A 26,227-nucleotide genomic window follows, 5' to 3' on the forward strand; every position below is an offset into this window, starting at 1 on the left:
TCGACTGGCGGCAGAGTAAAGATACAGAAATTTTTTATTATTGCTGGCAACTCCACTTCACGCGGAAGGTTTACTCTCAGGCTCGTCAGCCGGATCGCCGGTATGCTTGCCCTCTTCCGTGCCCTGCCAGCCATGACGCTGGATCAGCGACAGGTGATTACGGTCCTCATTAATGATTTCTGTAAGCATCGCGCTGGTGCGTTTAAACACCGCCGCACGCTCCGTGGCCGTGCTGCCAGCCATCGCCACCATCTCTTCCACCATACCGGTGTTAAAGCGGCGGAACAGGTCCGCACGTTCGCGCGCTTCATACGCACCGAGCCCCAGATTTTCCAGCGCCATGCGGCCAGACTTCAGCGCACCTTCGAACGTTTCACGCTCCGGTGCCTCTACGCCCGCCTGACGCAGCCGGATGTAATGATCCACATCGCGCGCGCGGGAGATAATGGTCAGCCCAGGGAAATGCTCTTTTACCAGCTCCACCATCTGCATGCTGGTCTCAGGATCGTCAATGGCGTTAATCAACACTTCGGCTTTTGCCGCCCCGGCGGATTCCAGCAGATCGACGCGAGTCGCATCGCCGTAAAACACCTTCATATCAAATTTACGCAGGGTATCGACGTGGTCGGGGTCGTGATCGAGGATGACCATTTTCACCCCGCTCGACAGCAGTAAACGCCCCACGATCTGCCCGTAGCGGCCAAACCCGGCGATGATAACGCGCGGCTGCTCCTCGTCGATCTCGTCGGCTTCGCGCTCCTGCTCGCTGCCTGATTTTTCGAGACGCGTCAGCACCACCAGCAGAACAGGCGTTGCCGCCATCGACAGCGCGACCGCCAGCGTCAGCGCTTTCGCCCACTCGGGATCGAGCACGTTTGCCATCTGCGCGGCGCCAAAGACCACGAAGGCAAATTCGCTTCCCTGACCCAGCAGCACGGCAAACCAGCGGCGCTGCTTGTTCGGCACCTTCAATGGGCGCGCAATCAGCCACAGCATCGCCATTTTAATGACCAGGAAACCGACGAGCAGGATGACGATCCGCAGCGGGTGCGTGACCAGCGTGCCGAAGTCGACGGACATCCCCACCCCGATGAAAAACAGCCCCAGCAGTAGTCCTTTAAACGGTTCGATGTCGCTTTCCAGCGCGTGACGATATTCAGAGCTCGCCAGCAGAACACCTGCGAGGAATGCCCCCATCGCCAACGACAGCCCGGCTTCCTCCAGCAGCAAACCAAAGCCAAACACCAGGAACAGCGCCACGGCGCTGAACACTTCGCGCAGGCCTGAGCGGGCCACAAACCGCAGCAGCGGACGGGTCACGTAGCGGCCAAGCAGGACCACCAGCGCCAGCGCTCCCACGACTTTTAATGCCGATAGCGCGAACGCCCCCAGCGTCGTGGACGAGCCGCTTGCCGCCAGCAGCGGGATCATCGCCACCAGCGGAATAGCAGCGATATCCTGGAACAGCAGCACCGAGAACGCGCTGCGCCCCATCTGAGAGACCGTCAGGTTACGCTCGTTCATCGCCTGCATGGCAATCGCCGTCGAGGAGAGCGCCAGCGTCATGCCGATAAGCTCTGCCACTTTCCAGTCCATGCCCAGCAGGATGCAGAACCCACCGAGCAGCAGGCCGCAGGCCACCATCTGCAGCGCGCCTCCGCCAAATACCGAGGCGCGAAGCTTCCATAACCTTTGCGGATCCAGCTCCAGGCCAATCACAAACAGCATCAGCACAACGCCAATTTCAGCGAAATGGAGTATCGCCTCCGCATCCGTCACCAGTCGAAAGCCCCACGGCCCAATGACGCAGCCCGCAATCAGGTAGCCGAGAACAGAGCCCAGCCCCAGACGTACCGCCACGGGCACAATCAGTGCCGCCGCGCCGAGATAAATCAGCGCCTGTATCAGCGTATGGCTATCCATGATGCGTCTCCTGCCACTCAAGCAAGCGTTGTTTATAATGGCGAGCCTGCGCCTGCAGCGTTTCATCGTCGCAAACAAAGGTGCAGTGCATCGCAAAAGGCGGAAGCCAGTTCAGCCCGCAGTAAAGCGCCGTGGCCTGCAGCGGCTGCGCCAGCACGTCAAAACCCGGGAAGGCACCAATATCAAAGTGGCTTTCCCCACCGCCGGTGGTAACCGCCCACATCAGGCTTTTGCCTTTTAGCGCATGGCCGTTGTGGCCATACGCCCAGCCGTGAGAAAAGACCTTATCGATCCACAGTTTCAGGAGCGGGGGCGTGCTGTACCACTGCATAGGATGTTGCCAGATAATCAGATCGGCACGGGTGAGCGCCTCCTGTTCGGCGGCGATATCGAGATTAAAATCGGGATAGAGTTCATAGAGGGAACGTATCTCTACGTTATCAAGCGTCCTTACCTGCTCAAGCATCCGCTTATTCGCATGCGAATGGTGCGGATAGGGATGCGCATAAATTATCAGAATCATGAATATGCCTGTCTTCTTCTTTTCTGTAGCAGTGAGTGTAGACAGTTACCTTCCCGACTGAAAGGGGCAAACTAAGACCCCAAAGTAAAACGCAAGTATTGGCAACCGACGCCGCCTTGCGAGCGTTACTGGCACTAAGATGCCGCTACGACAAATTCACCCAACAAAATAATAACACTTAACCATAGTGGCTACGGATATTTTTAGAGCACCTTAAATTACTATTTAATAAATCAACCTGTACATAACTCATTGAAAAAATAATAATTTTACGCTCTTTTCTGTGAGCTCATTATTTCCAAACCAATATACGTTCTTACATACGTTACCTGATGTTACTTCTCAATCAAATGGATGTGTACATGAGCAACAAATTTTTTAAATTGAACAATACAACCAAAACTCTGGGTAAGCTATTTCCTGCCTTATTAATGTGTACTCCTGTCGTTGCGTTTTCTGCAACAATTGACCAATCAACTTCTGTACCTCAAGATTTTTCAGCCGATTCAGAATATGTGATTAGTAAAGACGTCACGATTTCCTCCGCTGGTAATGAATCGGGCGTGTCAGTCACCGGATTTAATGTCACTACTGTCACAAACAACGGCAATATTTCCGGCACCGGTAATGGTCTGAATATTAACACTGGCGCACAACGTGTCGTTATTAACAATGAGAGTGGCGCAACCATTTCCTCTACCAACGGGAATGCGGTAAACGTTCAGTCAATACTCGGTGATTTTAATAATGATGGCAGTATTACCGGCGCGGAAAACGGCATATTTGTCAGCGAGAACTCCTCAGCAGTTAACATAACCAATACCAGCACGGCAACGATCAAAGGTAAAACAGGCCTGACGTCTCAGATTGGCATTGGTATTAATAACAGTGGCACAATAATCGGTACAAGCGGCGATGCTATTACGTTAAGTGATGGCAATACCAAGGTTTTAAACAGCGCTACCGTGAAGGGCACCCAAAACGGTATTAACGTTAAAGATACTGCAAAAGTAGATATTACGAATAGCGGAACGATCGGCGGTGATACCAACGCAATTACGTTTGCCAGCGATAAAAATAACACACTGGTTCTCGACACGGGTTCCACTCTGGAGGGTGACGTTATTTCCACTGGTTCAAAAGGAAATACCCTCACACTGGTCGGCACCGGCACGGAAGACAGCAACTTCGTTGGCCTGAATGAGGGCGACGGCTTTGCCAGCGTAAAAATGGAAGGTGAAAGCTGGGCGCTGGCGGGTAGCCTCGACATTATCGGTTCTGGCGATTCCCTGCTGGTAGAGACCGGTGCATTGACCCTTTCGGGTGCGGTATCCAATACGGGTAATACACTTGTTGCAAAAGACGCATCGCTGCAGTTGGGCGATGGTCAAAAAACCGCGACGCTCAGCGGTGGCCTTACTAACAACGGTACCGTCATTTTTAACCAGGGCAGCAATTCAACTTTCTCTACCAGCATGACGGGTAGCGGTAACGTAGAAAAAGTGGATTCCAACACCCTGACGCTGACCGGTCAAAATAGCTATACAGGAAATACGGTCCTGCACAGCGGAACCACGCTGGTTGCTTCCGGAGCCACGCTCGGCGTCAAAGGCAGTAACGCCACCGTCACCGTTGAAAATGGTGCGACTTTTGCCACCGCAGGCGAAGTTAACGACAATATCGCGATTCTTACCGGCGGTACGCTGGCAGCATGGAATGCCGTTCAGGGTAACTCAACGTTGAGCGTTGCCGGGATCGATACCGTAAACGGCAACGTCACAAATAGCGGCACGCTGTTGCTCAGTGCGGCTGACAATAGCGTCGGCAACAATTTTACGATTAACGGTGACTACACCGGCTCTTCTGGTAGTCAGATTGTATTGAACAGCAGCGTTGGTGAAGATAATGCCCCAACCGACCATCTCACCATTACGGGCAGCAGCTTCGGTCAGTCCGGTGTTAGTGTCACGAATATAGGTGGTCTGGGTGCGCAGACGGTAAACGGTATGGAAATTGTGAGCGTCGGCGGCAGTTCTGAAGCCCAGCTGACGCTGGCTGCACCGGTTGTTGCCGGGGCTTATGAATACAACCTCTATCAGCATGGCGACGGCAACTGGTATCTGGAATCAAAAGCGACCCCTTCTGATGTGCCGGCAGATGATACCGATGAAGGTGGCAACACGGATGGCGGCAACACCGATACTGACGGTAATACCGACAGCGGTGATAATACCGACAATACCGATAATACCGACAACGGCAGCAACAATGCGCCTGAAGTCATGGCGCCTGAAGTGGGTGCTTATTTAGGCAACTATCTTGCCGCCCAGGGTATGTTCCTGCATAAGCGCGATGACCGTGACCAAATTACCTTCCGCAATGAAGACGATCTGAATACCTGGATGTACGTTAAAGGTCGTTATCATGAGAACGATGCTGGCGGGGATAAAGTCAGCTACGACACCACCACTACCGTTCTGCAGGTCGGCAGCGATTTCATGAGCAAGCCGATGGACAACGGTATTCTGCGTGCCGGCGGCATGTTCGGTGCTGGCCAGGCGAAAACCCACTCTGATGCAAAGCACAACGTGCGTGATGCGCAGGGCAAGGTAGATGGTTTCAACGTTGGGATGTACGCCACCTGGCAGGAAGATCAGAAATTACGTCTGGGCAGCTACATTGATACCTGGGCCGCCTATAGCTGGTACAACAACAAAGTCACCAGCAACCGCAACGATGAAGACTACGATAGCGAAGGCTTTGCCGCGTCTGTTGAAGTCGGTCACGCGTGGGTCATCCAGTCTGAAAACGAACGTACCTGGAAGATCGAGCCACAGGCGCAGGTAATCTACAGCTATCTCGATCAGGAAAATCATACCGATCGCGACGGCGTACGCATCACCACGCTGGACAATGACAGCCTCTTCGGTCGTCTGGGCGTGAAATCCAGCTACTTCCAGCAGAAAGACGTCACCGCATGGCAGCCGTACGTTGCGGTTAACTGGCTGAAAGGTGCTGGTCAAAACGATCTGGCATTCAACGACGAAACCGTCAGCAACGATACGCCTGAAGATCGCGGTCAGTTAGAGCTGGGCGTCACCGGCAATCTGAACGAAACCACGACGATCTCCCTGCGTGCCAGCGGCGAATGGGGTGAAAACAGCTATGCCGCTTACGGCGGTCATATCCTGCTGAATCACCGCTGGTAAAATGTCAGCGCGAAGCAAAAAAGCAGTGGCTGTTGCCACTGCTTTTTTTAGTTATCCAGTTCGCCCATCGATTTAACCTGGTCACGGTTAATCTGTTCAGTTTGGCCGGTTTCGGCGTTTTTGTACGACACCAGGCCGGTATCGTCATCCACCTGCGGTTTCCCGTCAGTCACGATGGTTTTGCCATCGGTGGTTTTAACGGCCTGATTGGACGAACAGCCTGCGACGGTAAACATTGCAGTGGCAGCCAGAACGGAAGCGATCAGTAATTTATTTTGCATGGTGTTTTCCCCTGCACTCAGATGAATTTCGTTATCGACCTAACCATTTTAGGCTAACTGACTGAAAGCGGATGAAAAACCAGAAGGTTCTGAAGATGGGGAAAATGCCCGGCAACCGAACGGCACCGGGCAATTTGTCTTACTTGCTAATCTGCGCGTGCATTTCCTGCACTGAAATCACCTTCTCGGTGGCGTCCGCGTTCAGCGCCATAGCCGTCGCGAAACCGCCGTTCAGGGTGGTGTCGTAGTGCACTTTGTACTGCAGCGCGCTGCGGCGAATCAGCTTGGAGTCTTCAATCGCCTGGCGGCCTGCGGTGGTGTTGATGATGTAGGTGTACTCGCCATTCTTGATGCGGTCCTGAATGTGCGGACGACCTTCATGCACTTTGTTCACCAGGCGCGGGTTAATACCCGCTTCACCCAGCACAATCGCCGTACCGTGGGTTGCGTCCAGCTCGAAGCCCTGTTTCAGCAGCTTAGCGGCCAGGTCAACCACGCGCTCTTTGTCGCCTTCACGAACGGAGAGCAGCGCCCGGCCTGATTTTCTCATGGTAGAGCTGCTGCCCAGCTGCGCCTTCGCAAACGCTTCTGCGAAGGTGCGGCCTACGCCCATCACTTCCCCTGTAGAGCGCATTTCAGGCCCTAACAGCGGGTCAACGCCCGGGAATTTGTTGAACGGCAGCACCACTTCTTTCACCGAGTAGTACGGCGGGATGATCTCTTTTGTCACGCCCTGCTGAGCCAGCGTCTGGCCTGCCATCACGCGCGCAGCCACTTTCGCCAGCGGAATACCGGTCGCTTTAGAGACGAACGGTACGGTACGCGCCGCACGCGGGTTCACCTCAATCAGGTAGACTTCGTTATCTTTCACCGCGAACTGGACGTTCATCAGGCCGCGAACCTGCAGCTCGAAGGCCAGCTTCTGCACCTGCTGGCGCATCACGTCCTGAATTTCCTGGCTCAGGGTGTACGCTGGCAGAGAACACGCGGAGTCACCGGAGTGAACGCCCGCCTGCTCGATGTGCTCCATGATGCCGCCAATCAGCACCATTTCGCCGTCGCAGATGGCGTCTACGTCCACTTCTACCGCGTCATCGAGGAAGCGGTCGAGCAGCACTGGCGCATCGTTGGAGACGCTCACCGCGGTCTGGAAGTAGCGACGCAGGTCGGCTTCGTCATAGACGATTTCCATCGCGCGGCCGCCCAGCACGTAGGATGGACGCACCACCAGCGGATAGCCAATCTCTTTCGCCTTCTCGACAGCCTGTTCGATGGCAGTCACGGTGGCGTTCGCCGGCTGTTTCAGCTTCAGACGGTCAACCGCCTGCTGGAAACGCTCGCGGTCTTCCGCACGGTCAATCGCATCCGGGCTGGTGCCGATAACCGGCACGCCTGCCGCTTCCAGCGCGCGCGCCAGCTTCAGCGGGGTCTGGCCGCCGTACTGCACGATAACGCCTTTTGGCTTCTCGATGCGCACGATTTCCAGCACGTCTTCCAGGGTAACCGGCTCGAAGTAGAGACGGTCAGAGGTGTCGTAGTCGGTAGAAACGGTTTCCGGGTTACAGTTGACCATGATGGTCTCGTACCCGTCTTCGCGCAGCGCCAGCGAAGCGTGCACGCAGCAGTAGTCGAACTCGATGCCCTGGCCGATACGGTTTGGACCGCCGCCCAGCACCATAATCTTGTCGCGGTCGACGGACGGGTTCGCTTCGCACTCGTCTTCATAGGTGGAGTACATGTACGCGGTGTCGGTCGAGAACTCTGCCGCACAGGTGTCCACGCGCTTGTAAACCGGGTGCAGGTCATACTGGTCGCGCAGCTTGCGGATTTCCGCTTCGCGAACGCCCGCCAGCTTAGCCAGACGTGCATCGGCAAAGCCTTTGCGCTTCAGCATGCGCAGGAAGTCTGCGTCCAGGCCGTTGATGCCCAGTTCTGCCACTTTCTCTTCCAGACGCACCAGCTCTTCAATCTGCACCAGGAACCAGCGGTCGATGTTGGTCAGGTTGAACACGCCGTCGACGGACAGGCCAGCACGGAAGGCATCGGCGATGTACCAGATGCGCTCTGCGCCCGCGTCTTTCAGCTCGCGGCGGATTTTGGTCAGCGCTTCCGGGTCGTCCAGACTCACTTTCGGGTCGAAGCCGGTCGCGCCCACTTCCAGCCCGCGCAGCGCTTTCTGCAGGGATTCCTGCTGGGTGCGGCCAATCGCCATCACTTCCCCGACGGATTTCATCTGGGTGGTCAGACGGTCGTTCGCGCCGGCGAATTTCTCGAAGTTAAAGCGAGGAATTTTGGTCACAACGTAGTCGATGGACGGCTCGAAGGACGCAGGGGTGCGCCCGCCGGTGATATCGTTCATCAGCTCGTCGAGGGTATAACCCACCGCCAGCTTCGCCGCCACTTTCGCAATCGGGAAGCCGGTCGCTTTAGAGGCCAGCGCGGAGGAACGGGACACGCGCGGGTTCATTTCGATAACAATCAGGCGGCCGGTTTTCGGGTTCACGGAGAACTGCACGTTAGAACCGCCGGTTTCCACGCCGATTTCACGCAGTACCGCCATCGAGGCGTTACGCATGATTTGATACTCTTTGTCGGTCAGCGTCTGGGCTGGCGCAACGGTGATGGAGTCGCCGGTGTGGATACCCATCGCATCGAAGTTTTCGATGGAGCAAACGATGATGCAGTTGTCGTTTTTATCACGCACCACTTCCATCTCGTACTCTTTCCAGCCAATCAGCGATTCATCAATCAGCAGCTCTTTGGTTGGGGAGAGATCCAGACCGCGCTCGCAAATTTCTTCGAACTCTTCGCGGTTGTAGGCGATACCGCCACCGGTGCCGCCCATGGTGAACGATGGACGGATGATGCACGGATAACCCACTTCAGCCGCAACGGCCAGCGCCTCTTCCATGTTGTGCGCGATACCGGAACGCGCGGTGTCGAGGCCGATTTTCTTCATCGCCACGTCAAAGCGGCGACGGTCTTCTGCTTTATCAATCGCGTCGGCGGTCGCACCAATCATGGTCACGCCGAACTCGGCCAGTACGCCCTGACGCTCCAGTTCCAGCGCACAGTTCAGCGCCGTCTGGCCGCCCATGGTCGGCAGTACCGCATCCGGGCGCTCTTTCTCGATGATTTTACGCACCACTTCCCAGTGAATCGGCTCGATGTAGGTCGCATCGGCCATTTCCGGGTCGGTCATGATGGTTGCCGGGTTAGAGTTTACCAGGATAACGCGGTAACCCTCTTCGCGCAGGGCTTTACACGCCTGCGCGCCGGAGTAGTCGAATTCGCAGGCCTGGCCGATGACGATCGGGCCAGCGCCAAGGATCAGGATGCTTTTTATGTCTGTACGTTTTGGCATGGTCTTCTCGGCTCCTGATTATTTTGCGGTCTTACGGTATTGCTCGATAAGTTCGATGAAGTGATCGAACAGTGGCGCGGCGTCGTGCGGGCCCGGGCTGGCTTCCGGGTGTCCCTGGAAGCTGAACGCTGGCTTATCGGTACGGTGGATACCCTGCAGGGTGCCATCGAACAGTGATTTGTGCGTCACGCGCAGGTTAGCCGGCATAGAGGCTTCATCGACGGCAAAGCCGTGGTTCTGCGCGGTAATCATCACCGTGTTGTTATCGATGTCTTTCACCGGGTGGTTCCCACCGTGGTGGCCGAACTTCATCTTCACGGTGTTCGCACCGCTCGCCAGCGCCAGCAGCTGATGGCCGAGGCAGATGCCGAATACCGGGATGTCGGTTTCCAGGAAGGACTTGATGGCGGCGATGGCGTAATCGCACGGTGCCGGGTCGCCTGGGCCGTTAGAGAGGAAGATGCCGTCCGGGTTCATCTTCAGCACCTCTTCAGCGGAGGTTTTCGCCGGTACCACCGTCAGGCGGCAGCCGCGGTCAACCAGCATGCGCAGAATGTTGCGCTTGGCGCCGAAATCGTAGGCCACCACGTGGAACGGCAGCTCGCTCTCTGTTTTCGCTTCCGGCAGGTCGCCTTCCAGCGTCCAGCTCCCCTGCGTCCAGCTGTAGGCTTCCGCGGTCGTCACTTCTTTCGCCAGGTCCATGCCGTTCAGGCCCGGGAAGGCTTTCGCTTTTTCCAGCGCCAGCGTCGCATCGAGGTTATCACCCGCGATGATGCAGCCGTTCTGTGCACCCTTCTCGCGCAGCAGACGCGTCAGCTTACGGGTATCGATATCGGCAATCGCCACGATGTTATGGCGCTTCAGGTAAGAAGAGAGGTCTTCAGTATTGCGGAAGTTGCTGGCAATCAGCGGCAGGTCGCGAATGACCAGGCCTTGCGCATGTACCTGAGAAGACTCTTCGTCAGCCGCGTTGGTGCCGACATTGCCGATATGAGGATAAGTAAGAGTAACGATTTGGCGAGAATAGGAAGGATCAGTGAGGATTTCTTGATAACCGGTCATTGAAGTATTGAAAACGACTTCCCCAACCGCCGAACCCGTTGCCCCTATGGCCCGACCGATAAACTGGGTTCCGTCTTCCAGAACCAATAGCGCTGACTTAATCAAAACACCCTCCAGAGAATATTCACTCACTTTATTTGCATATTAATTCATGACTATGTCATAGATCAATGCAAATGTGTTGCCAGCGGATTTTTGGCAAACGGCGGCATTCTGGAGATTTGGTGGGTAAAAGTCAACTTAAAACGGATATTTTGTTTAGTCTTTTGCAAGTCTGGCGAGAAGAATGAAGCTTAACCGACAAAAAGATCAGGTAAATCACTGCAGAAAACGCTTGCGCGCCTGGTTTAATGGTAAATACGGCGCAGGAGCTTTAAAAAGTGGACCGTATGGTCAAAATTTACATTTCGGCAACGGATAATCGTGACAAGAGTGAAGTTTTAAACTTCTTTATATTAAAAACACAATAAAGAAGCTAAAATAAGAGGGCAATAAAATATTGCCCTATGCAATCAAACAATTACGACTGCAATAACCACATCACGATGGGTAATAATGCTTACAAATTGTTGAGATCCAGCACATCTCGCATATCAAAAAGACCGTTTTCCTTGTTTTTTAACCACAAAGCGGAGCGCACGGCACCGTTGGCGAACGTCATTCGGCTTGAGGCTTTATGTGTAATCTCAACGCGTTCGCCAATATCGGCGAACATCGCCGTATGTTCGCCGACGATGTCACCCGCACGCACCGTCGCGAAACCAATGGTGCCCGGCACGCGTTCGCCGGTGTGACCTTCGCGGGCATAGACCGCGCAGTCTTTTAAATCTTTATCGAGTGCATGAGCAATCGCTTCGCCCATTGCCAGCGCCGTGCCTGATGGCGCATCAACCTTATAGCGGTGGTGGGCCTCGACAATTTCAATGTCGGTATAGTCGCCCATCACCTTCGCTGCTTTCTCTAGCAGCTTGAGCATGACGTTAACGCCCACGCTAAAGTTCGCCGCGAAGACAATCGCGATCTCTTTTGATGCATCCTGGATGGCCTGCTTGCCCGCGTCGTCAAAACCGGTGGTGCCGATGACCATTCCCTTGCCGTGCTGGCGGCAAAATGCCAGATGCGTCAGCGTTCCTTCCGGGCGGGTAAAGTCGATAAACACATCGAAGTCATCTTTAACCGCGTCAAGGCTGCTCTGAACGGTAACGCCCGTCTTTCCCGCGCCCGCCAGCTCACCTGCGTCGGCCCCCAAAAGCGATGAGCCTTCACGCTCCAGCGCCGCGCCCAGCGCCACGCCATCCATCTGAAGTGCCGCCTGAATCAGCTGGCGGCCCATACGTCCACCCGCGCCCGCAATGGCGACACGGATCTGTGCATCATGCATAGTTATTCTCTTACGTTAAAATGATGTAAATCGTTTTCAGATTAACCAGCCTTTGCGAAGGCTGCCACAGAAAACGCCAATAATTAGAATTTAATGATAAACAGGGAGAGATATCAGTTAAAGACATGATCGTCAGCGAAAACCGCATGATTCCCGCACCACCAGCGCAGGCGGCAGGATGATCCGTTTGGCGGGCTCGTCATTGCCCTGTATGCGGCTGTACAGTAACTCCCCCGCTTTACGGCCAATCTCTTTAGCCGCCACCGATACGGTGGTCAGCGCCGGCTGCACCAGAGCCGCTTCGGTAATATCATCGAAGCCGACCAGCGCGAAATCATGCCCCGGTTCGCGCCCCATCTTGCGTAAACTCTGCATCACCCCAAGTGCCACAATATCCTGATAGCAAATCGCAGCGCTGATGTTTGGATGCTCAAGCAGTAACATCTCCGCGACGCGAGCGCCGTCGCTTTGGCTGGCCTGCGAAGTCCTGATCCAGGCAGGATTCGGCGTCACGCCGTATTCCAGCAGCTTGCTGGTAAAGCCACCGATACGCTGCGCCCGCGAACCCGAGTTCTGGCTACCTCCGATAAACGCAATATTCCGATGCCCCATTCTGAGCAGGTGTTCTGTCGCCGTCTGCGTACCTAAAAAGTTGTCCGTGCCGACAAAATCAAAATCCGCATCGTCCAGCGGGCGCACAACCATGATCGCCGGAATATTGCGCCGCTTAAGCCCATCAAAAAAAGCCTGTGGCGTTTCACGAGCCGCACAAAGCACCATGCCGCCAACGTTATTGCGCATCAGCGAATCGACAAATTTTTGCTGTCGCTCTGCGGACTCCTCACTGTTCGCCAGAAAAAGCATCAGCTCGTGGCGCTCCATTTCATGACTGAGCCCTGCCGTCATCTCCCCGTAAAAAGGGTTGGTGATATCGTGCAATAGCAGTCCGACCTGATTGCTTCTGCGGTTACGCAAATTGGCTGCCGTCTGGTTATAGACATAGCCCGTTTCATCCAGCGCCTTTAGCACGCGCGCACGCGTATTTTGCGAAATGCGGCCTTTATTACACAGCACCATTGAGACCGTTGCCGTTGACACGCCAGCGCGTTTCGCGACGTCTGCGAGTGTAATTCCCGTCATGCTGTCTCCTTCCATTTCATTACAGATTAATCGAATAACCTGTTTTTTGCATTTTTCCCTGTGAGTCTCTTCACATTACCGCCACCGATCGGGATTGCATTGCTATTTATGGCGGGTTAATCGCGTTAACCACACTTCTCAAACACGGTTAATCGAATAACCTTAAATAACGATTCTGGAGGATGAAATGACAACTTACGACAAATTCCCCACGGTGACGATAGAGGGTTATGACGACAGCGCCTGGCAAGGTTGGGAGGATATTACCCGCGTTCTTGCCGCCAAAACCCAGCAGCGAAGCCGCACTGTCCTGGTGATTGACTGCTATCCGGGCGTGCGCCTGAACGAGCTTGAAGAGAATGTGCTGCCGCGGTTACGCCCGGCGCTAACGGTCAATGCCGGGCAGGCGCGACAGGATGAGCCCGCCATCCATGAAATGCTGGCGCGCAACCTCACCGACGATCGCGTTTTTGGCGTACTCTCCTGCCACCAGCTCGCTGAATTTTTTGACCCCGCGCGTCTGGAGGCACAGCAAACTCAGGTAAGCCAGTGTGCCGAGGGGCTGATTGTGATTTACGGCCCCGGCGCGGCGCTTATTCACCCTGGTGATGTTCTGGTATACGCCGATCTTCCGCGCTGGGAGATCCAACAGCGTATGCGCAGCGGTGAGATGGGGAACTGGGGTGCAGAGAATCAGCATGAGGATATGCTTCGTCGCTACAAGCGGGCTTTTTTTGTTGAATGGCGCGTCTTCGACCGTCACAAAACACCGCTGCTCAGGCGCACCGACTTTTTACTGGATACGACACAGGCAAACCAGCCCGCGATGGTCAGCGGCGAGGCCCTTCGTGCCGGGCTTAAGCAGACCACCACTCAGCCTTTTCGCGTAGCGCCATTTTTCGATCCCGGCGTCTGGGGCGGCCAGTGGATGAAACAGCAATTCGATCTCGATCCCTCTGCACCCAATTACGCATGGTGTTTTGACTGCGTGCCCGAGGAGAACAGCCTGTTATTGCGTTTTGGCGCAGTGCGGATCGAGATCCCCTCTCAGGATCTGGTCTTGCTTGAGCCTCGCGCTCTGCTGGGCGAGAAGGTTCACGCGCGTTTCGGCGCGGAGTTCCCGATCCGTTTTGATTTCCTCGATACCATTGGCGGCCAGAACCTGAGTTTCCAGGTCCATCCGGTTACGGAATACATCCAGCAGCAGTTCGGGATGCACTACACCCAGGATGAGAGCTATTACATTCTGGAAGCCGAGCCGGGCGCCGTGGTCTATCTGGGCACCAAAACCGGCACCGAACCGGAGGCCATGATGGGCGATCTCAGGCGCGCGGGCCGTGGTGAAAAAAACTTTGATGACGCCCGCTTCGTTAATCAGATCCCGGCGAAAAAACACGACCATTTCCTGATCCCCGCCGGTACGGTGCACTGTTCTGGCGCGGGCACCATGGTGCTGGAGATCAGCGCCACGCCGTATATCTTCACCTTCAAGCTTTGGGACTGGGGCCGTCTGGGGCTGGATGGCCTGCCGCGTCCGGTCCATCTGAACCATGGCGAGAAGGTGATCGACTGGCAACGAGACACGCAGTGGGTCCATCAACATCTGGTGAATCAGTTCGAACCTATCGCGGAAGGAAACGGCTGGCGTGAAGAACGCACCGGCCTGCACGAGCGTGAATTTATCGAAACCCGCCGCCACTGGTTTAGCGAGCCCGTTGTGCATCACACCAATGGCGGCGTGAACGTGCTGAATCTGGTAGAGGGCGACGAAGCGATCGTCGACAGCCCTACCGGCGCTTTCGAACCATTTGTCGTCCATTACGCCGAAACCTGCATCATTCCGGCAAACGTGGGGAAATACCGTATTTCCCCCTCAACCAATGCTTCCGGGCAGGCGCTGGCGACCATCAAAGCCTGGGTAAGGAGCTAACGATGATTCATTTTATTGTCGCGACCCACGGCCCGCTTGCCGCCGCGCTGCTGGAAAGCGGCCGGATGGTGTACGGCGACCTTCCCGGCGTACAGGCCGTGTGTCTGACCGAGCAGGCGGGGATTGAGGGCTTCCGGCGCGACTTCAGCGCCGCGCTGGAAGCCGCAAGCGTGGATGCCGACGGCGTGCTGGTGCTGTGCGATATGCAAAGCGGCACGCCGTGGAACGTGGCCTGCGAGTCTGCATTTAATCCACTCACGCAGCCGCCGGTCGCCGCGGTGGCGGGCGTCAATTTCCCGATGCTGCTGCAAACCGACGAGGTAATGACGGCATGCGACGTTCATCATGCTGCCGCAAAGCTTATCAATCTCACCCTGCCGACGCTGGTACAGGCGAAACCGGTAGATACCGCACAGACAGACGATTTTTAAGGAGCCGCATATGAGTATTTCTTTTGTACGCATTGACGACCGCGTGATCCACGGGCAGCTCATCACGCGCTGGGCCAGGGAGTTGCCCTGTGACGGTATCGTTGCCATTGACGATGCCGTCGCGGCCGATCCGCTGCTGTCGTCGGTCATGAAAGGCGCTGTTTCTGACACCAGAGTGTGGCTGTTCGATACGGCAACGGCCATTGAAAAACTGCCAAAAGTGATTGCCAGCGAAAAGCGCTATTTTGTAATTGGCAAATCGCCCGTCACGCTGCAGCGCATAGAGCAGGCAGGCATTAGCCTGAAAAACAGCAACGGGAAAATAAACGTAGGGCCGATGAGCGCCCGGGCGAACACGGTCACCATAGGCCCGAATCAGTCAGTAACGGCCGAGGAAGCCTCGGCCTTCGAGTGGCTAACCGGGCAGGGGCACGCGATTGAATTTCGCCTGGTTCCCGATGCCAGTTTTTATAGCTGGCAGGACGCCAGACAGAAGCTGAAATAAGGAGCAGACCATGATTATCGAAGCGGCTTTAATTGGCCTGCTCTGCTACCTGGGCGCCCTCAGCAGCCCGTGGCTCTTAGGGCTGACTGGCGGATGGTATCTTATTTCCCGCCCGCTCATCTCAGGAATGCTGGTTGGCCTGATACTGGGCGATATCAAAACCGGGATTATGATTGGCGTAGCGGTGCAGGCGGTGTATATCGCGATGGTGACCCCTGGCGGCTCGATGCCGGCAGATTTAAACTTTGTGGCGTATCCGGCCATTGCGCTCGGGATACTTTCCGGTAAAGGACCTGAAGTCGCCGTCGCGCTGGCAGCAACCATTGGTATTGCCGGAACCATTCTCTTTAATGCGATGATGGTACTGAACTCATTCTGGAACCATCGTGCGGATGTGGCGCTGGAAAACGGCGACGAGCGCGGGATCTACCTCAACAGCGCCATCTGGCCGCAGGCGATGAACTTTGTTCTGCGCTTTGTGCCTACCTTTATCGCCGTCTTTTTCGGCGCGCAGTACATCAGCGGCTTTATGGACAGCCTGCCGCGTATCGTGCTCTCCACCATGAACGTGCTGGGCGGCATCCTGCCCGCCGTCGGTATTGCCATCCTGCTTAAGCAGATCATCAAAAGCTATACCATGCTCATCTACTTCCTGGTGGGCTTCGTCTGCATCGTGTTCCTGAAGCTCAATATGGTTGCGCTGGTGATCGTGGGTGCCCTGCTGGCGCTGATTCATTACAACTATAAACCCGAAGCACCGCAGGCCGCGACTTCAGCCCCAGTACCCGACGACGAGGATGAATTCTGATGGAAGAACGTAAACTTACCCGCAAGGATCTGCGCCGCTGCTGGCGGGCGTGGATGATGCACAACCTCTCCTCAATGAGCTTTGAGCGTCTGGAATCCTTCGGCTTTTGCCTGAGCATGCTGCCGGTGGCGAAAAAGCTCTACCCCGACGCGGTTCAGCGCACCGAGATGCTGCGCCGTCACGCGTCGTTCTACAATACTGAGCCACAGATTGGCGCGATCGTTAACGGCATGGCGCTGGGCCTGGAGGAGAAGAAAGCCAACGGCGAGCCGATCGATGGTGAAACCATAAACACCCTGAAGGTGGGCCTGATGGGGCCGATCGCCGGGATCGGGGATTCGATGATCCCCGGCATGCTGATCCCGATCCTCCTCAGTATCGGTATGGCGCTGGCGGCAGGCGGGAATTTCCTGGGCCCGCTGTTTTACACCGTCGCCTGGCTGGCCATTATTATTCCGGGCTCCTGGTTCCTGTTTCTTAAAGGCTACCAGATGGGTTCAGGCTCCGTTGAGATGCTGGTCAGCAGCAAGTCCACCCGACTGCGGGAAGCGCTTTCGCTGCTGGGCGTTTTCGTCATGGGGGGCGTGGCGGCCAGCTACGTTAAGCTGGGGACCGGGCTGGAGTTCATCACCCGGGATGGGGTTAACATCCACGTGCAGCAGATGCTGGACGGTATTTTCCCGCAGCTGCTTCCTCTGGCCGTGGTGCTGGGGACATGGTATCTGATGGCGAAGCGCGGCGTGTCGCCGGTAAAAGCCATGATATTGCTGCTGATCCTCGCCGCGCTTGGCGTGGCGTCTGGATTGTTTGCAGGATAAGAAAGCCGGGGCGTTGCCCCGGTTTCTCTATGGATGGAAGTTATCCCACAGTTCCGCCGCTTTATCCGGACGCGAAATAAACTGGAACCGCGCCGGATCGTCGATAAACTGCTGATAAACAGGCGCATCGGTAATGCCGAACTCCGGATAACTACGCGGCGTAATTATCTGCAATCGCCCCGGTCTGTAGTGACCGTTGTGCTGCCAGATAATATGATCGCCCTGAACTAACGGGTACCAGGCCAACCCTTTTCGCGCGCGAACGGCGTCATACTCAAAGCCGTATTCCCGATCGCACCATGCCCCAAACGTCAGCGGCTCGCTGGGCGAGGCGGAAATCGTCGCGTGTCCCCATCCCGGAGGGACCAGTACCTTTTCACCCGGCCCCGCGAGCACCGCAAAACAGCGGCCCGGATCGTCGTCAACATACTCCTGCATGTAGATAATCGCTTTACCCTGCCAGATTTCATACAGCTCGGGCGGCGACCATCCGCTGTGCTGGCTGATGCGGTGGATATGACCCTGGCTACGGACCGGCTCATCGCCGAGCGTACCGGCGGCGTAGGTCACCACGCCAAAAAGCAGCATCCGCTTTTCAAGCTCTTGCCTGTCCGACAGGCGCGCCACGTCCATCGCGATGGCGTACACCTGCTCTGGCCCTTCGCAATCCGGGTTGCGCAGCGACGGGCGGATTTGATCGAGGGTCCTGATCTCCGGCATCGGTCCAGTCACGTCATCTCCGTAGCTAAAACCGAGCGGCTGATGGGTAATGGTCATATCAAGCCCATAGTTAGCCATGGCGCACCTCGAAGCCCTGCCCCGAGGTAAAGACCCGCAGGGCAAAACCTTCTGCCAGCGCCGCATAGTCGTGTCCCGCGATGACTGGCCAGACGGCAAGCGAAGATAGCGTCTCCTTGCCCGTGTTAATCAAGCGATGCGCCGTAAAAGGCGGAATAATATGCACGGAGCCTGCCGTCACCTCCTCCAGCCGCGCGTCCCCCGCCTCTGTTTGCAGCAGCAGCAACCCAACGCCGCGCAGACCAAAATAGACTTCCCCCTGTTCACGGCGCGCGTGAAAATGGCCGCGCGTCATAAAGAACTCATCGCCCACGTTCCCCGTATGCAGGTGAGTCACACCGACGCAAAGCGCCCCCTCGCCCGCGGGGGAACCCAGGACATCCACGTCATACACGCTTTGTTGAGGATTACCACGCCTCCACGCCTCACCGTCCGCGAAGATGCCGGGGAGATCGGTAAGGCGGGTCGTTTTACGGATAAGAGGCCCACCGGCTAGCGCGCCGGTAGCCCATGCCACCTGAGATGGCAGAAAGATATCTGAGTTCATTTTTAGTCTCCGGCCCGAGGAGAACAGCCACTTCATTCTGGCAGATTAAACGATTAACCTTCCGATAAAGGCATTAATGCTGATGGTTAATCACAGTTAACCAGAAACAAAAATGCCGGAAGCTTTCGCCACCGGCATTTTTCAAATCAGAGAGGAGATTATTCCACTTCGCGGGCGTCGATGCGCAGCTCTTTCGGCACTTCGAAGACGATGTTCTCTTCGCGTCCTTCCAGCGGAACCGCTTCGCCACCGCCCAGCTCCTGCAGACGCGCAATCACGTTCTGTACCAGGATATCCGGCGCGGAAGCGCCTGCGGTAACGCCAACGCAGGCCGCATTTTTAACCCACGCTTCCTGGATGTCCGTCGCGTCGTCGATCAGGAACGCCGCTTTCCCCATGCGCTGCGCCAGTTCGGCCAGACGGTTGGAGTTAGAGGAGTTTTTAGAGCCGACCACCAGCACCACGTCCGCCTGTTCAGCCAGCGCGCGCACCGCTTCCTGACGGTTGGTGGTTGCATAGCAGATGTCATCCTTACGCGGCCCGACGATTTTCGGGAAGCGCTGGCGCAGGGCGTCAATCACGTCTGACGTATCGTCCACGGAGAGCGTGGTCTGGGTCATAAACGACAGACGCGCTTCGTTTTTCACGTTCAGCGTAAAGACATCATCCGGCGATTCAACCAGATACATTCCCCCTTCCGGGTTGCTGTACTGACCCATGGTGCCTTCGACTTCCGGATGGCCGGCGTGGCCAATCAGAATCGACTCTTCACCGCGACGGCTTGCGCGCGCCACTTCCATATGCACTTTCGTCACTAATGGGCAGGTTGCGTCGAAAACGGTTAAATCGCGGCTTTTCGCTTCGTTACGGACCGCCTGAGAGACGCCGTGCGCGGAGAAGATCAGGATCGCACCGTCCGGCACTTCGCTGATCTGCTCGATGAAAATAGCGCCGCGCTCGCGCAGGCTGTCCACCACGTAGCGGTTATGCACCACTTCGTGACGCACGTAAATCGGCGCGCCGTAAATCTCCAGCGCGTTTTCAACAATGCTGATAGCGCGGTCTACACCGGCGCAGAAGCCGCGCGGGTTAGCCAACAGGATCTGCATTTCAGGCCTCCAGTGCCGGATCGATCTCCAGCACTTCAACATCAAAATGAACGGTACGCCCGGCAAGCGGATGGTTGAAGTCAACGGTGATAGAGTCGCCGTTAATCTCGCGGATCACGCCAGGCATTTCGCTGCCGTCCATAGCGGTAAAGAGCATAATCGCCCCGATCTCCGGTTCGCCCGCGTCCATAAACTCGCGGCGCGAGAAATACTGGATCAGGTCCGGGCTCGGCACGCCAAACGCGGCATCCGGCTCCAGCGAAAACGCTTTTTTCTCCCCCTCTTTCAGGCCCAGAAGCTGCTGCTCAAGACCTTCAGACAGGGAGGTATCGCCGAGACGAAACAGGGCAGGTTTGCCGTTATTGCGGGTGGATTCAGCCGTGGAGCCGTCATCCAGCTTCAGCGTGAAGTGAACGAGAACCGCGCTGTTGCTCTGTACGGATTTAGACATACACATTGCTCTTTAATGTTGTGCCGGGTGGCGCAGCGCGTCACCCGGCATTGACAATTACGCCTGCTCTTTCGCCGCCGGTTTAGGCAAGAAGCCTTCCAGCACGATTAACGCCGCACCGATGCAAATTGCGGTGTCGGCCAGGTTAAAGGTCGCGAAGTGCCAGTCGCCGACGTAGAAGTCGATCATATCGACCACAAAGCCGTGCCACAGGCGGTCAAACAGGTTGCCCAGCGCGCCGCCAATGATCAGCGCGTAGGCGATGTTATTCAGCTTTTGCGTGGCCTTCGAGCGGTACATCAGCACGGCCAGCACCACGCAGATACCAAGAGCGATACCCGCAAAGAACCAGCGCTGCCAGCCACCGCTGTCGGCAAGGAAGCTAAACGCCGCGCCGTAGTTGCGCGCATAGTGCAGGTTAAGCGACGGGAACAGCGGAACCGTCTCCCCCAGAGCGAAATTCTGGAGGATCAGGAACTTACTGCCCAGATCGATGATCAGCACCACCACAACCAGCCACAGCCAGCGCAGTCCTGTTGAACAGAGAGTTTTACTCATCAGGCAAACTTACGTTTTTCGCCGTCACCGGCGACGTTGCTTACACAGCGTCCGCAGATGTCTGCGTGTTCCGCCACCTGGCCGATATCGGTCGTGTAATGCCAGCAGCGCGGGCACTTCTCACCTTCGGCTTTGCTCAGTGCGATTTTCAGGCCTTTGAGCAACTCGCTCTGCTGGGCGTCAGCAGAAGCCTCGGCATAATCCGCAACTTTTGCACCGGAGGTCAACAGGACAAATCGCAATTCATCGCCCAGCGCGGTCAGCTTCGCTGCCAGCTCAGGTTCGGCGTACAGGGTCACTGCCGCTTCCAGAGAGCCGCCAACTTTCTTGTCAGCACGCGCCTGCTCGATCACCTTGTTCACTTCGCCACGCACTTTCAGCAGCTCGTCCCAGAAGGCGTCGTTCATTGCTTCGGTGCTGGAGAGATCGAACAGACCTTCGTACCACTCGCCGGTGAAGACATACTTCTCACGGTCGCCCGGCAGATAGCCCCAGATTTCATCTGCGGTGAAGGACATGATCGGCGCCATCCAGCGCACCAGCGCTTCTGCGATGTGGAACAGCGCGGACTGGCAGCTACGGCGCGCCACGCTGTCCGCTTTCGCGGTGTACTGGCGATCTTTGATGATGTCGAGGTAGAACGAGCCCATCTCGATGGAGCAGAAGCGCATCAGGCGCTGCACCACTTCGTGGAAGTCGTAAGACTCATATGCCTTAACGATGTCTTCCTGCGCCGCTTTCGCGCAGCCTACAGCCCAGCGGTCCAGCACGACCATCTCTTCCGGTTTCACCATGTCTTTCACTGGATCAAAACCGTTCAGGTTCGCCAGCAGGAAGCGCGCGGTGTTACGGATACGACGATAGCTGTCGGCAGCACGCTTCAGGATCTCGTCAGACACCGCCATTTCGCCGGTGTAGTCGGTAGAGGCCACCCACAGACGCAGGATGTCCGCGCCCAGCTTGTTCATCACGTCCTGCGGAGAAACGGTGTTACCGATGGATTTGGACATCTTACGGCCCTGACCATCCACGGTGAAGCCGTGGGTCAGTACCTGACGGTAAGGTGCTTTGCCCTTCATCGCGGTGGAGATCATCAGGGATGACATGAACCAGCCGCGGTGTTGGTCGGAACCTTCCAGATACATGTCGGCAGCGTGACCGGCAAACTCAGGGCGCACGTCAACCACGGAGGCGTGAGTAGACCCGGAGTCGAACCACACGTCCAGGGTGTCCGGCACTTTCTCGTAGCTGTCCGCGTCCGCGCCCAGGATGTCGCGAGCGTCGAGATCCCACCACGCCTGAATGCCGTCAACTTCGACGCGCTTCGCCACTTCTTCCATCAGTTCCAGGGTGTTCGGATGCAGTTCCTGCGTCTCTTTATGCACGAACAGAGACATCGGCACGCCCCAGGTACGCTGGCGGGAGATACACCAGTCAGGACGGTTAGCCACCATGGATTCGATACGCGCCTGGCCCCAGTCAGGGATCCACTGCACGCCTTTGATCTCTTTCAGAGACTGCTCGCGCAGGCCTTTCTGATCCATGCTAACGAACCACTGCGGGGTCGCACGGAAGATGATTGGCGTCTTGTGGCGCCAGCAGCACGGATAGCTGTGCTGCATTTTCTCAACGTGCAGCAGCGCGCCGCTGGTGCGCAGCATGTCAACGATGATGTCGTTGGCTTTAAAGACGTTGATGCCGTCCAGCGCCGGGTAAGTGCCAGGCAGGTAAGAGCCGTCCGGGCCAACCGGGTTGGCGATTTCCAGACCGTATTTCAGGCTGATGTTGTAGTCGTCAGGACCGTGGCCACCGGCGGTATGTACCGCACCGGTACCCGCGTCCAGCGTCACGTGGTCGCCCAGGATCGCCGGAACGTCGAAGTCCAGGAACGGGTGTTTGAAGCGCATCAGCTCCAGCGCGTCGCCTTTTACGGTACCCAGCACGGTGTAGTCGGTGATATTCGCGCGTTTCAGCACGCTTTCAACCAGATCTTTCGCCAGGATAACCGCGCGGCCATCAATCTGCACCAGCGCGTATTCGAACTCGCCGGAGAGAGAGATTGCGCGGTTGGCTGGCAGCGTCCACGGGGTAGTGGTCCAGATCACCAGAGAGATCGGGCCGCTAACGCCAGGCAGACCGAATTTGCCTTTGATGGCATCCTGATCGACCGCTTCGAAGGCCACGTCGATAGAAGGTGACGTTTTGTCGTAATATTCCACTTCCGCTTCTGCCAGCGCAGAACGGCAGTCCACGCACCAGTGCACCGGCTTCGCGCCCTTGTGCAGGTGGCCGTTACCGATGATTTTGCCCAGCGCACGGATGATGTTGGCTTCGGTTTTGAAGTCCATGGTCAGGTACGGGTGCGACCAGTCGCCCAGCACGCCCAGACGGATGAAGTCAGCGCGCTGGCCTTCAACCTGGGTGGCTGCGTATTCACGGCATTTTGCGCGGAATTCCGCGGCAGTGAACTTCTCGCCTGGCTTACCAAACTCTTGCTCTACTTTCAGCTCGATCGGCAGACCGTGGCAGTCCCAGCCCGGAACGTAAGGCGAGTCAAATCCCGCGAGTCCTTTGGACTTCACGATAATGTCTTTCAGAATCTTGTTTACAGAGTGACCAATATGAATGCTGCCATTCGCATATGGAGGGCCATCATGCAGAATGAAGGTTTTTTTGCCTTTTTTGGCTGCACGAATGATGCCGTACAGGTCATCATCGGTCCAACGCGCCAGCATTCCCGGTTCACGCTTGGCGAGATCGCCGCGCATCGGGAACCCTGTTTCCGGCAAATTCAGGGTTGATTTATAGTCACTCATCAGATTCTCGGTTCCGTATTTATCACGTAGGCAGTTAAGCCGGTTCTAAAGCCCAAAAAACTCGCGGGCCGTTAATTCATCTCGCGCGATTTGCGCCTTAAGTTCATCCAGCGAAGCAAATCGCTGCTCGTTGCGTATTTTTTTACGCAGTATTACATCTATATGGCGACCATAAAGGTCCATTACAACGTCCAGCAGGTGCACTTCTAGCTGTTGACGCACACCGGCAACGGTAGGACGCGTGCCAATGTTGGCAACGCCGTAAAACGGCCGATCGCCCAGTCCTGCCACTTCCACCGCATAGACCCCTTTAACCGGGGAAACCTGACGACGCAGCGGTATATTCGCCGTCGGGAAACCAATCGTGCGGCCCAGCGCATCGCCATGGACCACGCGGCCAGAGATAGTGAACGGATGCCCCAGCAAGTTTTCTGCCGTGTCCAGTTCATCATTAGCCAGCGCCTGACGCACCGCCGTACTGCTGACGCGCACGCCGCCTTCACAGAAGGTCATCGCGCTGGTGACGTCAAAACCGTACTCCAGACCAGCCTTCTGTAATAGCAAGAAATCGCCCTGACGACCAGCGCCAAAGCGGAAATCATCCCCCACGGCGAGAAACTGAACGCCAAGACGCTTGACCAGCAGGTCGCTGACGAAATTTTGTGCTGTCAGTGCGGCAAAGCGGCGATCGAAACGCACGCACAATACGTAGTCCACGCCGGACTCTGCCAGGTAGCGCAACTTTTCGCGCAGGCGAGTAAGGCGAGCGGGAGATTTATCGCCCGCGAACAGCTCCAGCGGCTGTGGCTCGAAAATCATTACCACAACGGGCAGGCCTCGGGCCTCCCCTTCTTTACGCAATCCCTGCAACAGCGCCTGATGACCACGATGCACGCCGTCGAAATTACCAATAGTCAGCACGCACCCGTGTGGCGCTCTGCTGAGATTATGTATGCCGCGTATCAGCTTCATGTCTGGCTCAAAACAGTGAAAATCGCCAAAGTATACCTTGTACAGCGGTTAAGGTTAACCGGCGATTGTTCGCGCAAAACAGAAAGCCGTAATGATTTCATCAGGCTGACCTTTCACAGCGAAAAAATCTGCCCGTGAACTGCGATTTTTACGCCGAAAGGCTGTATTCACGAAAGACAAGCTGGTAGAATCCTGCGCCATCACTACGTAACGTAGCGTCGCTAATTAACGGCGCTTATTTGCACAAATCCATTGACAAAAGAAGGCAAAGAGGGCATATTCCTCGGCCTTTGAATTGTCCACATAGAACATATTTGGGAGTTGGACTTGGCTAATATCAAATCAGCTAAGAAACGTGCCGTTCAGTCTGAAAAGGCTCGTAAGCACAACGCAAGCCGTCGCTCTATGATGCGTACTTTCATCAAGAAAGTATACGCAGCAATCGAAGCTGGCGACAAAGCTGCAGCGCAGAACGCATTTAACGAAATGCAACCAATCGTGGATCGTCAGGCTGCTAAAGGTCTGATCCACAAAAACAAAGCAGCGCGTCATAAAGCAAACCTGACCGCGCAGATCAACAAACTGGCTTAATCGCCACCTGTTGTTGCTTGTTTAAAGAACCCGCTTAACGCGGGTTTTTTTATGTCTTCAGGATGCCGGTGGCGTAAACAGCGCCGAGTAGTCACGGTTGCAGATTCGCTGCACCGCCGGGTGCTGAATCATCCTTTCGGCGAATATGGCGTGGTACTCCTCCATCACGTTATCTACCCTGCCAATCTCCGTAATCTTATCGTCTGAATAGAGATCGTGCGCATAGAGCGTTGGCGCCACGAAGATCGCATTATGCGCTTCGCCAAAGGCTTTCATCAGCGCCGCATCGTCGAACTCGCCGAGGATCTCCACGTTCAGCCCCTGTGAGTTAAACCAGTTCAGCAGCTTGCGTCCGAGCATGGAACGCCTTCCCGGCACCAGCAGGCGACGCTCTTCCAGACAGGCCGGGAAAGGTTTCTCCGGCGGCGGATTGATGCACCAGAAGCTGACGCCACATTCGCCAATCTTCACCGAGAACAGTCCCTCCTGCTGCGTGGAGTCGATGGGGCAATCCGAGATAATCATGTCCAGCTTGTGCTGGCTCAGCTGCTCCAGCAGCATCTCGTGGGTGGATTCAAAGCAGCGCAGATGAATTTGTTCATCTTCTACCACGGCGGCATCCAGCACGCCGCTCACCAGCCGTTTGGACAGCGCATCCGCCACCCCCACGTCAAAGAGCAGGTTCGACTCTTTGCGGTAGTTGACGATATCCAGCATCTCCTGGCTCAGGGTGAACATTTTGTCCGCATAGCGGAAAACCAGCTCACCCAGCTCGCTCGGCTCAATCCCACGCCCCTTGCGCTTAAAGAGCTTTCCCTGCAGCCGTTCTTCCAGAGCCTTAATTTGCCCGGTGATGGTTTGCGGCGTCAGGTAAAGCGCCTCTGCCGCCCCCACGACCGAGCCCTGTTTGTAAACGTGCCAGAAGTAGTAAAGATGGTTGTAATTTAAATGAGGCATCGCGTCTTCGCTCCCTGAGTGTGTATCGGGAGAAGAGTGACCTTCTCCCGGTT

At 56.1% G+C, this 26,227-nt stretch carries 22 protein-coding genes and 1 pseudogene; 7 read left to right on the top strand and 16 right to left on the bottom strand.

Annotation, left to right across the window (positions count from 1 at the left end):
• Positions 1–57: 57 nt before the first annotated feature.
• Both kefC and kefF read right to left on the bottom strand, forming a co-directional pair.
• Complete coding sequence (gene kefC / locus OSH03_RS13385) at positions 58–1,923, bottom strand: glutathione-regulated potassium-efflux system protein KefC (RefSeq protein ID WP_266179287.1); 1,866 nt, start codon at positions 1,921–1,923, stop codon at positions 58–60.
• Positions 1,916–2,446, bottom strand: a complete 531-nt coding sequence (gene kefF, locus OSH03_RS13390; protein ID WP_061099262.1) for a glutathione-regulated potassium-efflux system oxidoreductase KefF — start codon at positions 2,444–2,446, stop codon at positions 1,916–1,918. The genes kefC and kefF overlap by 8 nt, the downstream gene beginning before the upstream one ends.
• Positions 2,447–2,808: 362 nt before the next feature.
• On the opposite strand from kefF, the gene OSH03_RS13395 reads away from it, so the two are divergent.
• A complete protein-coding gene (locus OSH03_RS13395) occupies positions 2,809–5,655 on the top strand; it encodes an autotransporter family protein (RefSeq protein ID WP_266179288.1) in 2,847 nt (948 codons plus the stop codon).
• A 47-nt stretch (positions 5,656–5,702) separates the two neighbouring features.
• On the opposite strand, the gene OSH03_RS13400 is transcribed toward OSH03_RS13395, so the two are convergent.
• The 5 genes from OSH03_RS13400 to OSH03_RS13420 form a co-directional block, all read right to left on the bottom strand.
• A complete protein-coding gene (locus tag OSH03_RS13400) occupies positions 5,703–5,936 on the bottom strand; it encodes a YgdI/YgdR family lipoprotein (protein ID WP_003856439.1) in 234 nt (77 codons plus the stop codon).
• 139 nt (positions 5,937–6,075) lie between these two features.
• Complete coding sequence (gene carB / locus OSH03_RS13405) at positions 6,076–9,300, bottom strand: carbamoyl-phosphate synthase large subunit (RefSeq protein WP_008502028.1); 3,225 nt, start codon at positions 9,298–9,300, stop codon at positions 6,076–6,078.
• Positions 9,301–9,318: 18 nt separating this feature from the next.
• Positions 9,319–10,467: a glutamine-hydrolyzing carbamoyl-phosphate synthase small subunit gene (carA, locus tag OSH03_RS13410; RefSeq protein WP_253540659.1), complete on the bottom strand. Its 1,149-nt coding sequence runs from the start codon at positions 10,465–10,467 to the stop codon at positions 9,319–9,321.
• A gap of 454 nt (positions 10,468–10,921) precedes the next feature.
• A complete protein-coding gene (gene dapB / locus OSH03_RS13415) occupies positions 10,922–11,743 on the bottom strand; it encodes a 4-hydroxy-tetrahydrodipicolinate reductase (protein ID WP_266179289.1) in 822 nt (273 codons plus the stop codon).
• 132 nt (positions 11,744–11,875) lie between these two features.
• Positions 11,876–12,883, bottom strand: coding sequence for a LacI family DNA-binding transcriptional regulator (locus OSH03_RS13420; protein WP_266179290.1), 1,008 nt, complete (start codon positions 12,881–12,883; stop codon positions 11,876–11,878).
• Between the two features lie 187 nt (positions 12,884–13,070).
• On the opposite strand from OSH03_RS13420, the gene OSH03_RS13425 reads away from it, so the two are divergent.
• From OSH03_RS13425 to OSH03_RS13445, 5 genes are read left to right on the top strand one after another with little or no spacing between them, the layout of a single operon-like run.
• On the top strand, positions 13,071–14,813 hold the full coding sequence (locus OSH03_RS13425; protein WP_266179291.1) for a class I mannose-6-phosphate isomerase: 1,743 nt from the start codon (positions 13,071–13,073) through the stop codon (positions 14,811–14,813).
• Positions 14,814–14,815: 2 nt separating this feature from the next.
• Positions 14,816–15,244 carry a PTS sugar transporter subunit IIA gene (locus OSH03_RS13430; protein WP_266179292.1) on the top strand — a complete coding sequence of 143 codons (429 nt, stop codon included), beginning with the start codon at positions 14,816–14,818 and terminating at the stop codon, positions 15,242–15,244.
• Between the two features lie 10 nt (positions 15,245–15,254).
• Positions 15,255–15,749 (top strand): PTS sugar transporter subunit IIB, encoded by a 495-nt coding sequence (locus OSH03_RS13435; protein ID WP_151413482.1) that lies wholly within the window; start codon positions 15,255–15,257, stop codon positions 15,747–15,749.
• Positions 15,750–15,759: 10 nt separating this feature from the next.
• Positions 15,760–16,557 (top strand): PTS mannose/fructose/sorbose/N-acetylgalactosamine transporter subunit IIC, encoded by a 798-nt coding sequence (locus OSH03_RS13440; protein WP_061099269.1) that lies wholly within the window; start codon positions 15,760–15,762, stop codon positions 16,555–16,557.
• Positions 16,557–17,375 carry a PTS system mannose/fructose/sorbose family transporter subunit IID gene (locus OSH03_RS13445; protein WP_266179293.1) on the top strand — a complete coding sequence of 273 codons (819 nt, stop codon included), beginning with the start codon at positions 16,557–16,559 and terminating at the stop codon, positions 17,373–17,375. Before OSH03_RS13440 ends, OSH03_RS13445 begins: the two co-directional genes overlap by 1 nt.
• 27 nt (positions 17,376–17,402) lie before the next feature.
• On the opposite strand, the gene OSH03_RS13450 is transcribed toward OSH03_RS13445, so the two are convergent.
• From OSH03_RS13450 to OSH03_RS13485, 8 genes and pseudogenes are all read right to left on the bottom strand, one after another.
• The gene (locus OSH03_RS13450) at positions 17,403–18,173 is read right to left on the bottom strand and encodes a glucose-6-phosphate isomerase family protein (RefSeq protein ID WP_061099271.1); all 771 of its coding nucleotides are present in this window, start codon (positions 18,171–18,173) and stop codon (positions 17,403–17,405) included.
• A complete protein-coding gene (locus OSH03_RS13455; RefSeq protein WP_266179294.1) occupies positions 18,166–18,720 on the bottom strand; it encodes a glucose-6-phosphate isomerase family protein in 555 nt (184 codons plus the stop codon). Before OSH03_RS13455 ends, OSH03_RS13450 begins: the two co-directional genes overlap by 8 nt.
• Before the next feature lie 158 nt (positions 18,721–18,878).
• Positions 18,879–19,829, bottom strand: a complete 951-nt coding sequence (gene ispH, locus OSH03_RS13460) for a 4-hydroxy-3-methylbut-2-enyl diphosphate reductase (protein ID WP_061099273.1) — start codon at positions 19,827–19,829, stop codon at positions 18,879–18,881.
• A 1-nt stretch (position 19,830) separates the two neighbouring features.
• On the bottom strand, positions 19,831–20,280 hold the full coding sequence (gene fkpB / locus OSH03_RS13465) for an FKBP-type peptidyl-prolyl cis-trans isomerase (RefSeq protein WP_003856450.1): 450 nt from the start codon (positions 20,278–20,280) through the stop codon (positions 19,831–19,833).
• Positions 20,281–20,337: 57 nt separating this feature from the next.
• Positions 20,338–20,838, bottom strand: coding sequence for a signal peptidase II (gene lspA, locus OSH03_RS13470; RefSeq protein ID WP_061099274.1), 501 nt, complete (start codon positions 20,836–20,838; stop codon positions 20,338–20,340).
• Entirely contained in the window at positions 20,838–23,654 is a 2,817-nt protein-coding gene (gene ileS, locus OSH03_RS13475; RefSeq protein ID WP_266179295.1) for an isoleucine--tRNA ligase, read from the bottom strand. Before ileS ends, lspA begins: the two co-directional genes overlap by 1 nt.
• A 45-nt stretch (positions 23,655–23,699) precedes the next feature.
• Complete coding sequence (ribF, locus tag OSH03_RS13480; protein ID WP_266179296.1) at positions 23,700–24,626, bottom strand: bifunctional riboflavin kinase/FAD synthetase; 927 nt, start codon at positions 24,624–24,626, stop codon at positions 23,700–23,702.
• Between the two features lie 7 nt (positions 24,627–24,633).
• Positions 24,634–24,852 (bottom strand): annotated as a pseudogene (locus OSH03_RS13485) (DUF2575 domain-containing protein).
• 101 nt (positions 24,853–24,953) lie between these two features.
• Between OSH03_RS13485 and rpsT the strand changes: the two are divergent.
• Positions 24,954–25,217: a 30S ribosomal protein S20 gene (gene rpsT / locus OSH03_RS13490; protein WP_003856458.1), complete on the top strand. Its 264-nt coding sequence runs from the start codon at positions 24,954–24,956 to the stop codon at positions 25,215–25,217.
• A 57-nt stretch (positions 25,218–25,274) separates the two neighbouring features.
• On the opposite strand, the gene nhaR is transcribed toward rpsT, so the two are convergent.
• The gene (gene nhaR, locus OSH03_RS13495; protein ID WP_266179297.1) at positions 25,275–26,174 is read right to left on the bottom strand and encodes a transcriptional activator NhaR; all 900 of its coding nucleotides are present in this window, start codon (positions 26,172–26,174) and stop codon (positions 25,275–25,277) included.
• Positions 26,175–26,227: the final 53 nt, after the last annotated feature.

The sequence above is a fragment of the Enterobacter nematophilus genome (genome assembly GCF_026344075.1).
In the GTDB taxonomy this organism is placed as follows: domain Bacteria; phylum Pseudomonadota; class Gammaproteobacteria; order Enterobacterales; family Enterobacteriaceae; genus Enterobacter; species Enterobacter nematophilus.